This is a genomic window from Streptomyces sp. NBC_01622, from assembly GCF_045209635.1.
Classification (GTDB): Bacteria; Actinomycetota; Actinomycetes; order Streptomycetales; family Streptomycetaceae; genus Streptomyces.
Window position 1 is genome coordinate 3,894,555 of the sequence record NZ_CP109293.1, and the last position, 13,894, is coordinate 3,908,448.

10 protein-coding genes are annotated in these 13,894 nt (G+C 69.3%); all 10 read right to left on the minus strand.

Features of this window, described 5'->3' with window-relative positions; translation table 11 throughout:
• Positions 1 to 8: 8 nt before the first annotated feature.
• The 10 genes from prfA to nrtL all read right to left on the minus strand — a co-directional run bounded on the left by prfA (position 9) and on the right by nrtL (position 13,754).
• On the minus strand, positions 9 to 1,085 hold the full coding sequence (gene prfA / locus OH768_RS17345) for a peptide chain release factor 1 (protein WP_019073184.1): 1,077 nt from the start codon (positions 1,083 to 1,085) through the stop codon (positions 9 to 11).
• Positions 1,086 to 1,190: 105 nt separating this feature from the next.
• A complete protein-coding gene (gene rpmE, locus OH768_RS17350; protein WP_019060712.1) occupies positions 1,191 to 1,415 on the minus strand; it encodes a 50S ribosomal protein L31 in 225 nt (74 codons plus the stop codon).
• Positions 1,416 to 1,623: 208 nt separating this feature from the next.
• On the minus strand, positions 1,624 to 2,763 hold the full coding sequence (locus OH768_RS17355) for an LCP family protein (RefSeq protein ID WP_406454599.1): 1,140 nt from the start codon (positions 2,761 to 2,763) through the stop codon (positions 1,624 to 1,626).
• Between the two features lie 197 nt (positions 2,764 to 2,960).
• Positions 2,961 to 4,802, minus strand: coding sequence for a trypsin-like serine protease (locus tag OH768_RS17360; RefSeq protein WP_406454600.1), 1,842 nt, complete (start codon positions 4,800 to 4,802; stop codon positions 2,961 to 2,963).
• A gap of 150 nt (positions 4,803 to 4,952) precedes the next feature.
• On the minus strand, positions 4,953 to 7,007 hold the full coding sequence (gene rho / locus OH768_RS17365) for a transcription termination factor Rho (RefSeq protein WP_406454602.1): 2,055 nt from the start codon (positions 7,005 to 7,007) through the stop codon (positions 4,953 to 4,955).
• A gap of 402 nt (positions 7,008 to 7,409) precedes the next feature.
• Positions 7,410 to 8,339 carry a homoserine kinase gene (gene thrB, locus OH768_RS17370; RefSeq protein ID WP_406454605.1) on the minus strand — a complete coding sequence of 310 codons (930 nt, stop codon included), beginning with the start codon at positions 8,337 to 8,339 and terminating at the stop codon, positions 7,410 to 7,412.
• A 270-nt stretch (positions 8,340 to 8,609) separates the two neighbouring features.
• Entirely contained in the window at positions 8,610 to 9,668 is a 1,059-nt protein-coding gene (gene thrC, locus OH768_RS17375) for a threonine synthase (protein ID WP_406454607.1), read from the minus strand.
• A gap of 6 nt (positions 9,669 to 9,674) precedes the next feature.
• Positions 9,675 to 10,967, minus strand: a complete 1,293-nt coding sequence (locus OH768_RS17380; RefSeq protein WP_406454609.1) for a homoserine dehydrogenase — start codon at positions 10,965 to 10,967, stop codon at positions 9,675 to 9,677.
• A 154-nt stretch (positions 10,968 to 11,121) separates the two neighbouring features.
• On the minus strand, positions 11,122 to 12,519 hold the full coding sequence (gene lysA, locus OH768_RS17385; protein WP_406454611.1) for a diaminopimelate decarboxylase: 1,398 nt from the start codon (positions 12,517 to 12,519) through the stop codon (positions 11,122 to 11,124).
• A gap of 86 nt (positions 12,520 to 12,605) precedes the next feature.
• A complete protein-coding gene (nrtL, locus tag OH768_RS17390) occupies positions 12,606 to 13,754 on the minus strand; it encodes an ArgS-related anticodon-binding protein NrtL (RefSeq protein WP_406454613.1) in 1,149 nt (382 codons plus the stop codon).
• Between the last annotated feature and the right edge of the window lie 140 nt (positions 13,755 to 13,894).

Consider the following 13,894-nt stretch of genomic DNA (forward strand, 5'->3'; position numbering starts at 1 on the left):
CCGTTGTGTTACGCCGCCGCGAGCTTGGCGGCCGAGTCCGCGTCGACGCAAGCCTGGATCATCGCGTCGAGGTCGCCGTCCAGGACCTGGTCCAGGTTGTACGCCTTGAAGCCGACGCGGTGGTCGGAGATGCGGTTCTCCGGGAAGTTGTATGTACGGATCTTCTCGGAGCGGTCGACCGTGCGGACCTGGCTGCGGCGGGCGTCGGCGGCATTCTTCTCCGCCTCCTCCTGCGCCGCGGCGAGCAGCCTGGAGCGCAGGATACGCATCGCCTGCTCCTTGTTCTGCAGCTGGCTCTTCTCGTTCTGGCAGGAGGCGACGACTCCGGTGGGAATGTGCGTGATGCGCACCGCGGAGTCGGTCGTGTTGACGGACTGGCCGCCGGGGCCGGACGAGCGGTACACGTCGATGCGGAGGTCGTTCGGGTTGATCTCTACGTCGACCTCCTCCGCCTCGGGGGTGACGAGGACACCGGCCGCCGAGGTGTGGATACGGCCCGCGGACTCGGTCGCGGGCACCCGCTGCACGCGGTGCACCCCGCCCTCGTACTTCAGGCGGGCCCACACGCCCTGGCCGGGCTCGGTCGCGCCGTTGCCGCCCTTGGTCTTCACGGCGACCTGGACGTCCTTGTAGCCGCCCAGCTCGGACTCGGTGGCGTCGATGATCTCGGTCTTCCAGCCGACGCGCTCCGCGTACCGCAGGTACATGCGCAGCAGGTCACCGGCGAACAGGGCGGACTCGTCGCCGCCCGCGCCCGCCTTGACCTCAAGGATCACGTCCTTGTCGTCGTTGGGGTCGCGGGGCACCAGCAGCAGCCGCAGCTTCTCCGTGATCTCGTCCCGGTGCTTCTCCAGCTCCTTGACCTCGGCCGCGAACTCCGGGTCGTCGGCGCCGAGTTCACGCGCGGTCTCGATGTCGTCGCCGGTCTGCTTCCAGGAGCGGTACGTGGCGACGATCGGGGTGAGCTCGGCGTAGCGCTTGTTCAGCTTGCGCGCGTTGGCCTGGTCGGCGTGGACCGACGGGTCGGCGAGCTTCTTCTCAAGGTCGGCGTGCTCGCCGATGAGGTCCTCGACAGCCTCGAACATCTTGGGCTCCTGAAATGCGTACGGAAGGGAAGGCGGGCGACCAAAAACGCCGGTCCCGGCACGCCAGAAAAAGGGCGTGGCCGTGGACCGGCGAAATGGAGCTCGCTACTTCGTGGAGCCGGCAGCAGCCTTGCCGAAGCGGGCCTCGAAGCGGGCCACGCGGCCACCGGTGTCGAGGATCTTCTGCTTGCCCGTGTAGAACGGGTGGCACTCGGAGCAGACCTCGGCGCGGATGTTGCCGCTCGTGATCGTGCTGCGGGTGGTGAACGACGCGCCACAGGTGCAGCTGACCTGGGTCTCGACGTACTCGGGGTGGATCTCGCGCTTCAAGGTGTCTCCTAGGTTCGGGAGGGCGCCGGGTCGCTCCGCGGGTTTGCGGGGCGTGAACCGGGGCCGACGTACCAGTCTGCCAGGACTGGGGCCAACCTCCCAAACCGGGGGCCTGGGTGATCTATTCCCTGCGGGTGTGTGGGGGCTGGGCGCGCCCCGCGGCGGAGCCGCAAATCGACACAGCCCCGCGCCCCCAGGGGGTTGCGCCTCAGGAACTTGTTACGACGCCCTTGGCTTCGCCTGTTGCCGTGCCCTTGGTTGCTGCCGCGGGTATCGGCTGGTCGTTCTTCAAGGCGTTCCAGACCAACTGGGCCTTCGCCTTCTCCACGATCACCCTGTTCGGGTTGGCCGGGTCGTACTCGACCGGCATCGTCACCATGTTCATGTTCTTCGAGCTGATGCCCTTGAGGCCGTTGGCGAAGGACGTGAGGGAGTTCACCGAGCCGAGGTCGGAGTCGGTGGTGACGGCCTTCGTGGCGGTGTTGGCGAGGTCGAAGAGCTTGGTCGGGCTGGTGAGGACGCCGATGTGCTTGACCTGGTTGACCAGGGCCTTGATGAAGGCCTGCTGGAGCTGGATGCGGCCGAGGTCGGAGCCGTCGCCGACGCCGTGCCGGGTGCGGACCAGGCCGAGGGCCTGCGAGCCGTTGAGCGTGTGCTGGCCGGCCTTGAGGTTCAGGTGGCTCTGCGGGTCCTTGATGTCCTTCGTGGTGGTGATCTGGACCCCGCCGAGCTCGTTGATGAGCTTCTCGAAGCCCGCGAAGTCGACTTCGAGGTAGTGGTCCATGCGCAGACCGGAGATGGACTCGACGGTCTTGACCGTGCAGGCGGCGCCGCCGGTCGAGTAGGCCTCGTTGAACATCACGCCGGTGGCCGCGTCGTGTGTGACGCCCTTGGTGTCGGTGCACTCGGGGCGGTCGACGAGGGTGTCGCGCGGGATGGACACCACGCTGGCCTTCTTGTGGCCCTTGTAGACGTGGATGATCATCGCGGTGTCGGAGCGGGCGCTCCCGTCGTCGGTGCCGCCGCCCAGCTTCTTGTTGGTGCCGGAGCGGGAGTCCGAGCCGAGGACCAGGATGTTCTCGGAGCCGTTGTCGACCTTGACCGGCCGGTCGGTGCCGAGGGCCTGGTTGATGTCGACGCTCTTGATGTTGCCGTTGAGCTTGAAGTAGACATATCCGGCGCCGGTGCCGCCCAGTACAAGGACGCCTCCCGCGACCCAGGCCGTGATCATCAGGGCCCGGTGGCGGGGACTGCGGTTCTTCTGCTTGCGGCCTCCGGCGCGGTGGCGCGGGCCGCTGTTGCCGTCCTTGCCCGGTATGCCGGGCTCCGGCGTGCTCTCGGCGGACATGGGCTCCTCGGTCTCTCGTCCGGTCGATTACCCCCTGCTTTCAGGGTCAGGCGCGGTCAGTACCGCTCCATCTTCGCTCCGCCTGGTCAGACGGCGAAACTCGACAAAGGGTTGCACAACGCAGGGTGCCCATCGCGTACGGCGATGGGCACCCTGTGTAGTCGCACGAGCGGGTCAGACCGCGCTCACCTGCTATTTCACCCGAAGATGTCGTACTGCTGGAAACCGGTGCCCAGTGACTTCGCTGTGCCGAAGATCTCGCTGGTGGCCTTTCCGGTGCCCGGGTACACGTACAGCGAGCCGCTCGCGTTGCGGATCAGGAGGTCCGCCTTGCCGTCGCCGGTGAAGTCGCCGACCGCGTCGAACGCGTTGTAGCTGGGCCAGCTGCGCACCTTGACCCGGGCCGCGAAGGCGCCCGAGCCGCTCTTGCCGGCGCCCTTGTACAGGTAGACGGCGCCGGTGCTCTTGTTGCGGGCGATCAGGTCGGCCTTGCCGTCGCCGTTGAAGTCGCCCTTGCCGACCAGCGTGTTGTACTGGCTCCAGCCTGCGCCGACCCGCGACGGCGAGCTGAAGGTGCCGTTGCCCTTGCCCGGGTAGATCCACAGGACACCGGAGCTGTCGACCGAGATCAGGTCGGGCAGGTAGTCGCCGGTGACATCGCCGGGGGCGACGATCCGGGTGCGGGTCTTCCAGTTGGTGAAGATCTTCGTGGTGGCCCAACTGCCGTCGTCACGCGCGCTGTTGAGCACGAAGTGGTCCCAGTAGACCGCGCCAGCGGTGGTCCGGTAGACGTAGTCCTGGAAGCCGTCCCGGTTCAGGTCGGCGGACCGGACCAGGTTGACGCCGCTCCAGTCGCCCAGGGACTGGCGGGTGGCCAGCGAGGTGCCCTTGGAGTCCAGCTCGTAGCCCACCTTGGTGGAGGACTTGCGGGCGTAGATGTCGGCCTTGTTGTCGGTGTAGCTGAGGTTGCCGTCGTCGATCTGCGCGTAGGCCGCGCCGACGTACGCGCTGACCTTGGCGAAGACGCCGTAGGTGCCCTCGACGACACAGTCGTTGACGGTGGTGGCGTCACCGTCGTCGGCGCTCCAGGAGACGACACCGACGATCCGGCCGGCGACGACCAGCGGGCCGCCGGAGTCGCCGTTGCAGATGGCCGTCGTGGTGGTGTCGCTGCCGGTGGCGGCCTCGCCCGCGCAGACGTTGTGACCCTTGATGTACAGGCTGCCGTAGGCGGCGGCGCAGGTGGCGTCCGACTGGATCGGCAGCGAGGCCGTCTTCAGCGTCTCGGAGATGTCCTGCGTGCTGGAGCTGGTACGGCCCCAGCCGTAGACCTTGGCGGTCTTGGCGGCCGTGCCCGTGTACGACGTCGTATCGGTGTTCGTCGTCAGGCGGATCGGGGTCGCCTTGACGGGGGCCGACAGGGTGAGGACCGCCACGTCGTTGTCGATCGTCGCCGCGTTGTACGACGGGTGGTTCCACTGGCGCAGGACCGCGGTGGCCTGGCCGCCGTGCAGGTCGGTGTTGCCGTCGGCGTCGGTGGTCGGCAGCACGGTGGCGCTGGTGACGACCACGCCGTACTTGGCCCAGTTGTAGCCCTTGACGCAGTGCGACGCGGTCAGGATCTTCGACGGCGAGACGACCGAACCGCCGCAGAAGAAGCCGATGTCGTCGCTCTCGTCGGTGGTGCCCTTGTCGTCGTAGTACCAGAGCTGCGCCATGTACGGCGCGGTGCTGATGGTGGTCGTCGTACCGCCGATGATCTTCGGGCTGGCGGTCGTGGCGGTGGTGCTCGCGCTGCGGGACGACTTCTTGGTCGTCTGGCCCGCGATGTCGTCACCGGCCTCGGCGCCCGCGACGCGCTTCTTCAGCGTGGCGAGCGACGGCTGGCTGACGACGGGCTTCGCGGTCGGTGTCGGCAGCGCGGTGGCGGCGCCGGCGGACGTCGTCAGCACCGCAGCGGTCACGGCGGCGGCGATACCGGCCGCGGCAACGGGCAGGGCGAAACGTATCCGGCGTCTGTGCCGACCGGCTCCAGGCATGGGCGTACCCACTGAAGTCCCCCCTCGGGATCAGAAGTTCGGACGAATGTCGAATGCGAGTCCGAAGAGCGCGATCGTACAGCGACCCACTGACAACACAGAGGGCCGCCCCCTCAACAGGGGGCGGCCCTCCGGTAACGCTGGCTTTCCTTAGTCTCCGTTGCCAGGAGTGGTCTTCTGGATCTGCAGCAGGAACTCGGCGTTCGACTTCGTCTGCTTCATCTTGTCGAGGAGCAGCTCGATCGCCTGCTGCTGGTCGAGCGCGTGCAGCACCCGGCGCAGCTTCCAGGTGACGGCCAGCTCGTCGCTGCCGAGCAGGATCTCTTCCTTACGGGTACCGGACGCGTCGACGTCCACCGCGGGGAAGATGCGCTTGTCGGCGAGCTTCCGGTCGAGCTTCAGCTCGGCGTTGCCGGTGCCCTTGAACTCCTCGAAGATGACCTCGTCCATGCGCGAGCCGGTGTCGACGAGCGCGGTGGCGAGGATGGTCAGCGAGCCGCCGTCCTCGATGTTGCGCGCGGCACCGAAGAAGCGCTTGGGCGGGTACAGCGCCGTCGAGTCGACACCACCGGACAGGATGCGGCCGGAGGCGGGCGCGGCGAGGTTGTAGGCACGGCCCAGACGCGTGATCGAGTCGAGCAGCACGACGACGTCGTGGCCCAGCTCCACCAGTCGCTTGGCGCGCTCGATGGCGAGCTCCGCGACCGTGGTGTGGTCCTCGGCCGGGCGGTCGAAGGTCGAGGAGATGACCTCGCCCTTCACCGACCGCTGCATGTCGGTGACCTCTTCCGGACGCTCGTCGACCAGGACGACCATCAGGTGGCACTCGGGGTTGTTGTGCGTGATCGCGTTGGCGATCGCCTGCATGATCATGGTCTTGCCGGTCTTCGGCGGGGCCACGATCAGACCGCGCTGGCCCTTACCGATCGGCGCGACGAGGTCGATGATGCGGGTCGTGAGGACTCCCGGGTCCGTCTCCAGGCGGAGGCGGTCCTGCGGGTACAGCGGCGTCAGCTTGTTGAACTCCGGCCGCCCGCGGCCGTGTTCGGGCGCCATGCCGTTGACCGAGTCGAGGCGCACGAGCGCGTTGAACTTCTCGCGGCGCTCGCCCTCCTTCGGCTGGCGGACCGCGCCGGTGACGTGGTCGCCCTTGCGCAGGCCGTTCTTGCGGACCTGGGCGAGGGAGACGTACACGTCGTTGGGACCCGGCAGGTAGCCCGACGTACGGATGAAGGCGTAGTTGTCGAGGATGTCGAGGATGCCCGCGACGGGGATCAGGACATCGTCGTCCGCGACCTGCGGCTCGCCGGCGGCGGCGCCCCCGAACTCGTCACGGCCGCGACGGCCCCGGCGGTCGCGGTAACGGCCGCGACGGCCCCGGCGTCCGCCGTCGAAGTCGTCGTCGTCCTGCGGGCCGTTGTCGCGCGGCTGCCGGTCCTGACGGTCCTGACGGCCACCGCTCTGCTGCTGGCCCTGCTGCTGGCGGTCCTGACGGCCGCCGCCCTGCTGCTGGCCGCCGCCCTGCTGCTCGTTGTCCTTGCGGCGGTCGCCGCGGTCACGGTCCTGGCGGTCCTGACGGCCACCGCGGTCGCGGTCGCGACGGTCCCGGCGGCCCTGACGGCCGTCGTCACCGGCGTCGCCCTGCGCGGCGGCGGGCGTCTCGGCCTTCGGCTCGCTCTTCACCTCGGCGGTGACCGTCTCCGGGCTGCCGGCCTCGGCGGTCGCACGGCGACGACGGCGCTCGACCGGCGCGTCATCTCCCCCACTCTCGGCTTCGCTCGAGCGGGAGGGGCCCCCAGCGGGCTGGCCAGGGATGTCGATCTGCTGCTGGGCCACGGCCTTCTCGGCGGCGACCTTCTCGGCCTTCTGCTCGGCCGGGGCAGCCGTCTCGTCGCCCGTACGGGTCTTGGAGGTGGCGCGGCGCTTGGGCTTGGTCTCGGTGGCGGTCTCGGCCTTGGCCGGAGCACCTCCGCCCCCCTGCGCCTCCTTGATGACCTCGATCAGCTGGCTCTTGCGCATCCGCGCGGTGCCCCTGATGCCGAGGCCGGATGCGACCTGCTGCAGCTCGGCCAGCACCATGCCGTCGAGGCCGGTACCGCGGCGCCGCCGGGAGCCGGCACCGGTGGCAGGCGCGGAGGCGTCCGTGGCGGGCGCGGCAGCGGTCTCCTCGACACGTGCGCCCATCAGATCGGTGGTGTCGCTCACGAAGGGTCCTTCCCTGGAGCGGACGTCGGCCTGTCTGGCTCGGCGACCGGTTGTGCTGTCCGGCTTCGGTTCTTGCTGTGTGAACCGTGCCGGGGCGGTGGTCCGCCTAAGCGGCGGAAGAGATTTCTGGTGACGGCGCTTCCCAAAGCAGTGGCACCGAGTGGCTGTGTCACGTTGCTTGGTCGCACCAATTCCGGAGCTTTCCCGGCTTCCGGAGCGTGCCCGGCGAACCACTCAGTGCCCGGACGGAACACAGTGTGGTGTGGGAGGCTCCCGGAAGAATGTCTGTCCCTGACGGGGACAACAAGCACCTCGCCATGGTGGGGTCGGGTGCAGACTTGAGATTAACACTACCGGATCCAACAAACATTCCCCCTCTCGAAATCCGGCGACGGTACGTAGTCAATTGCTGCTCGGGGCCGCGAGCGGAAGGACACACGCGCCTTGTTCGTCGAGGTCGAGCCGGTTGGCGGCCCAGCCCTCGCCGGCGAGATGGGCGACCTTGTCGGCGTTGTCCGCGTCGACCAGTGCCAACACGGTGGGTCCTGCACCGGAGATGACGGCCGGCACCCCGTCCGCCCGCAGCCGCTCCACGAGCGCCGCGCTCTCGGGCATGGCAGGCGCCCGGTACTCCTGGTGCAGGCGGTCCTCGGTGGCGGGCAGCAGCAGCTCGGGGCGGCGGGTGAGGGCCTCGACGAGCAGTGCGGCGCGGCCCGCGTTGGCGGCTGCGTCGACGTGCGGGACGTTGCGCGGGAGCAGACCGCGCGCCGTCTCGGTGAGGACCGGCTTCCCGGGCACGAAAACCACCGGAACGATGGAACCGGCGGGATCCATCCTGATCGCCCGCGCGGCGCCCGCGTCCATCCAGGAGAGCGTGAAGCCGCCCAGCAGACAGGCCGCCACATTGTCGGGGTGGCCCTCGATCTCGGTGGCGAGCTCCAGCAGGGCCGTGTCGTCGAGCCTGGAGTCCCCGCCTATGGTCACGGCGCGCGCGGCGACGATGCCCGCGCAGATGGCGGCGGAGGAGGAGCCCAGGCCGCGGCCGTGCGGAATGCGGTTGGCGCAGACGATCTCGAGGCCGCGCGGCTGTCCGCCGAGCAGGTCGAAGGCGGTGCGCAGGGACCGTACGAGGAGGTGGTTCTCGTCGCGCGGGAGGGTCTCGCTGCCCTCGCCCGCGATGTCGATGAGCAGCCCGGAGTCGGCGACACGGACGACGACGTCGTCGTAGAGCCCCAGCGAGAGGCCGAAGGCGTCGAAGCCCGGGCCGAGGTTGGCGCTGGTGGCGGGGACGCGCACCCGGACGGCGGCGGCGCGGAAGGCTGGACCGGCCATCGCTCGATGACTCTCCTTGAGCTGCGTGATTGTCGAAGACATTCGATGAAGTTCGATGACATCCGATAGGTACGTGGAGACCCTCGGGCCGTGGAGACGGCGCGGTGCCGAGCCATGCGCGCAGGCATATGCGGCGGGCGGGTTCGGTACAGCCTATCGAAGGAAGGTTCTGTGGCGACATAGGGCGCACAGGAGGCGCACGATGCGTGTCATAAGCCCCCTGTGCACCCCCCGTGGGGAGCTTCCCCGGGTGCCGTTCCGCTTGTGGGTCTACGCGAGTCCGAGTCGCTCGGCGGCCGTCGGCGCGTCGACCGGGATCGTGACCGGCTGCGGGGCGCCCGCGACGGCCCAGTCGGGGTCCTTGAGGCCGTTTCCGGTCACCGTGCAGACGATGGTCTGGCCCGGGTCGACCTTGCCCTGCTCGGCCGCCTTCAGCAGACCGGCGACGGAAGCGGCGGAGGCGGGCTCGACGAAAACGCCCTCCTGGGCGGCCAACAGCCGGTAGGCGCGCAGGATTTCACGGTCCGTCACCTCGTCGATGAACCCGCCGGACTCGTCCCGCGCGGCGAGCGCGTACTGCCAGGAGGCCGGGTTGCCGATGCGGATCGCGGTGGCGATGGTCGAGGGGTCCTTGACGATCTCGCCGCGCACGATGGGCGCGGAACCGGACGCCTGGAAGCCCCACATGCGCGGCGTCTTCGCGGCGATGCCGTCGTCGGCGTACTCCTTGTAGCCCTTCCAGTACGCGGTGATGTTGCCCGCGTTGCCCACCGGCAGGACGTGGATGTCGGGCGCGTCGCCGAGCATGTCGACGATCTCGAAGGCGGCCGTCTTCTGGCCCTCGATGCGCACCGGGTTGACCGAATTCACCAGCGCCACAGGGTAGTTGTCGCTCAGCTCACGCGCGAGGGTGAGGCAGTCGTCGAAGTTCCCGTCGACCTGGAGGATCTTCGCGCCGTGCACGAGGGCCTGGCCCATTTTGCCGAGCGCGATCTTGCCGCGCGGCACGAGGACGGCGCAGACCATCCCGGCACGCACGGCGTAGGCGGCGGCGGAGGCCGACGTGTTGCCGGTGGAGGCGCAGATGACGGCCTGCGCGCCCTCCTCCTTGGCCCGCGTGATGGCCATGGTCATACCGCGGTCCTTGAAGGACCCGGTGGGGTTGGCGCCCTCCACCTTGAGTTGGACCTCGCAGCCGGTGCGCTCGGAGAGCACCTGCGCGGGCACGAGGGGCGTGCCGCCCTCGCGGAGGGAGACGACCGGCGTGCTGTCGGACACCGGGAGCCGGTCCCGGTACTCCTCGATGATTCCGCGCCACTGGTGGGTCATTGCTGGTTACTCTCCTTCAACCCGCATGATGCTGGCGACACCCCGCACGGTGTCGAGCTTGCGCAACGCCTCGACGGTCCCGCCCAGGGCGGCGTCGGACGCACGGTGCGTGACGACGACGAGAGAGGCCTCGCCGTCCTTCCCCTGCTGCCGAACCGTATCGATCGAGACACCGTGCTCGGCGAACACGGTGGCGACCTGTGCGAGAACACCCGGTTTGTCGGCGACGTCGAGGCTGATGTGGTACCGCGTGACGACCTCGCCCATGCCGGACACGGGCAGTCCGGCGTACGCCGACTCCCCTGGCCCGGTGGTCGAGTTGAGCCGGTTGCGGCACACGGCGACGAGGTCGCCGAGGACGGCGGAGGCGGTGGGGGCGCCGCCCGCTCCGGGGCCGTAGAACATCAGCTGCCCGGAGGCGTCGGACTCGACGAACACGGCGTTGTAGGCGCCGCGCACGGAGGCGAGCGGGTGGCTGAGCGGGATCATGGCGGGATGCACGCGCGCGGTGACGGATCCCCCGTCCTCGGCACGCTCGCAGATGGCGAGCAGCTTGATGGTGCAGCCCATGTTCTTCGCGGAGGCGAAGTCGGCGGCGGTGACCTCGGTCATCCCCTCGCGGTAGACGTCGTCGAGACGCACGCGCGTGTGGAAGGCGATTCCGGCGAGGATGGCGGCCTTGGCGGCGGCGTCGAAGCCCTCGACGTCGGCGGTGGGGTCGGCCTCGGCGTACCCGAGGGCGGTGGCCTCGTCGAGGGCTTCCTGGTACCCCGCCCCCGTGCTGTCCATCTTGTCGAGGATGAAGTTGGTCGTCCCGTTGACGATCCCGAGCACCCGGTTGACCTTGTCCCCGGCGAGGGACTCGCGCAGCGGCCGGATCAGCGGAATCGCCCCGGCGACGGCGGCCTCGTAGTACAGATCCCTGCCCTGCCGCTCGGCGGCGGCGTGCAGGGCGGCGCCGTCCTGGGCGAGCAGCGCCTTGTTGGCGGAGACGACGGAGGCACCGTGCTCGAAGGCGGCGGTGATGAGGGAACGGGCGGGCTCGATCCCCCCGATGACCTCGACCACGACGTCAATGTCGCCACGTTTCACCAGAGCCGTCGCGTCGGTGGTGACAAGGGCGGGGTCGATGCCTTCGCGAACCTTGGAGGGCCGCCGTACGGCGACGCCCGCGAGCTCGATGGGAGCGCCGATGCGGGCGGCGAGGTCGTCGGCGTGCGTCGTCATGATGCGCGCCACCTCTGAGCCGACCACTCCACAGCCCAGCAGCGCCACCTTCAGCGGACGCGTACGCATCATCCGACCTCGTTTCCTCATACCGTCTTCGGTTGGACCAGTCTCACTCACCGGACGGGACTTTCTATCCATAGTCCGGATCGTGAGACATCGATTTCATTTCCACGGGGATGGAAGACGGGAGATCTTCCACCCCATTCTCTTTGCTCGCTTCCGCTCAGCCGACGTCGAGCCGGAGCAGGTCCTCCTCGGTCTCCCGGCGGACGATGACCCGCGACTCGCCGTCCTTCACGGCGACGACCGGCGGCCGGAGCACATGGTTGTAATTGCTGGCCATGGAACGGCAGTACGCACCCGTCGCCGGTACGGCGACGAGGTCACCGGGTGCCAGGTCCCCCGGCAGGAACGCGTCCTTGACCACGATGTCCCCGCTCTCGCAGTGCTTGCCGACGACACGGGCGAGCATCGGCTCGGCGTCGGAGCGGCGGGACACGAGGGCGACGCTGTACTCGGCGTCGTAGAGCGCCGTCCGGATGTTGTCGGACATGCCGCCGTCGACCGACACATACGTCCGCAGCCCGTCGAGGGGCTTGATGGTGCCGACCTCGTAGAGGGTGAACGCGGTGGGTCCCACGATGGCGCGCCCGGGCTCGACGGAAATCCGAGGGGTCCGCAGCCTGGCCGCATCGCACTCACGGGTGACGATCTCGGTGAGGGCCTTGGCGATGTCGTGGGGTTCGCGAGGGTCGTCATCACTGGTGTAGGCGATACCGAGGCCGCCCCCGAGGTCGATCTCGGGCAGCTCGACGCCATGCTCGTCCCGAATATCCTTCAGCAGCCCGACAACGCGATGGGCGGCGACCTCGAACCCGGACATGTCGAAGATCTGCGACCCGATGTGACTGTGAATCCCGATGAGTTCGAGCCCGTCGAGCTGGAGCGCGCGGCGAACGGCTTCGGCGGCCTGCCCCCCGGCGAGCGGGATCCCGAACTTCTGGTCTTCATGGGCGGTGGCGATGAATTCGTGCGTATGCGCCTCGACGCCGACCGTGATCCGAATCTGTACGCGCTGCCGCTTGCCGAGGGACTGCGCGATGTGGGCGACGCGGACGATCTCCTGGAAGGAGTCGAGGACAATACGTCCGACGCCCGCCTCGATGGCCCTGGTGATCTCGCCTACGGACTTGTTGTTGCCGTGGAAGGCGATGCGGTCGGCGGGCATGCCGGCGGAGAGGGCGGTGGCGAGCTCGCCCCCGGAACACACATCAAGATTGAGCCCCTCCTCGTGCAACCACCGCACGACGGCACGGGACAGGAACGCCTTGCCGGCGTAGAAGACGTCGGCGTCGTGCCCGAAGGCGGTACGCCAGGCACGGGCACGCTGCCGGAAGTCGTCCTCGTCGAGAACGTAGGCCGGGGTTCCGTGCCGCTCCGCGAGGGTCTTCACGTCGATACCGCCGACGGTGACGACACCGTTCGCATCGTCGTCGCGGGTGACGGTCTGTGCCCACACCTTGGGGTCGAGTTCGTTGAGATCGGCGGCGGGACCGGAGTAGTGCCCCTCGGGCAGGACGTCGGCGTGACGAGGTCCGGCGGGATGTGCGGAACGGCTCATGTCGTGTTCTCTTCTGTCTCTTCCTGGCGCTCGGATCGAGTGGTGACTTCTTCGGTTCTGACCTGGTCCTGGCTCGGTCCTGGCGCTCAGAGATGTTCGGGTGCGTCGATGCCGAGCAGGGAGAGGCCACCGGCCAGCACCGCCCCGGCGGCTTCGGCGAGCGCGAGCCGGGCACGGTGGGCGGCCAAGGGTTTCTCGTCCCCGAGCGGAAGCACCGCGGGAAGCAGAGCGAGGGTCGCGTCGGCTACGGCGACCAGGTGACGGGCGAGCAGGTCGGGGGCGCGGTGGGTCGCTGCGCGGGAGAGGACTCGGGGGTGGTCGGCGAGGAGGGGGGTGAGTGTGAGTTCTTGAGCGAGGGGGATGGTGACCTCTGCTACGTCGCCCTGTGCGTCATGCGTGTCTCGTACGTCGCCGGGTTGGGCGGTGAAGCCGAGGTCGGCGGCGTTGCGGCTGACGGCCCGGGTGCGGGCGTAGGCGTAACGGACCCGGAAGAGGGGATTCGCCTCCCGCTGCACGAGGTGGTCGGCGGTGGGACGGGGCCGGTCATGGGCGGCGGGGTGAAGGAGGGCCCAGCGGGCGGCGTCGCGGCCGAGGGTGAGGAGGGCTGCGAGGTCGGGGGCGGGGACGGGGACGGGGCGTACGGCGACGTCGGGTGGAGCCGACGGTTCCTGTGGGGAGCTGTATGCGTCGACCTCGGCGACACCGAGAACGGTCGCCCAGACGGGCTCGGGCGGCCCGGTCTCACAGCTGGTGCGGACGTGGGCACCCTGTGAGCGCAGGAGGCGGGCGACGACGTCCATGACGACGAGGGCGCGGGGCTCGTGGGGGGCGTGGAGTCGTACGAGGTGAGTGGTTGGGGCGTCTGGGGTGTCATCGGCGCTGGTGGGGCCGTCGACGAACCCGTACCGCGGTCCGCGTCGCAGGATCTCCGCGACGAGCGAGGTGGACGCCGTACTCCCCAGACTGATGTTGAGAAAACCGGGCCCGGTGATCTCGACAGCGCTGACGCCCTGCGCGCCGGCCAGATGTGGCAGCAGCAGCTCGGCGACGCGACGGGGGGTCTCTCCGGCGGGCCGGGCGAGCTGAAGGGCGATGTTGGTGGCGTAGTCCCCCCACCCGCCGGCCCCCGGCACGGTCACCGAGGCCTTCTCCGGCACGACCACGCTCAGCTCCCCGTCCTCGACAGCACGGCGCACCGCGCGCAGCACGGTACGGGAGAGCTCGACGGGGGTCACGGGACAAGCGTAGGGGAGGAGGGGGGTGGGTAGGCCAGCCGGTTTGGCCGGGGGTCCGGGATGTGGACGCCGGGGTGCGCGCAGGGCTTGGGGCGAGCGGGGCACAGGGATGAGGAGGCCTGCGCGCAGGAACCGGGGGG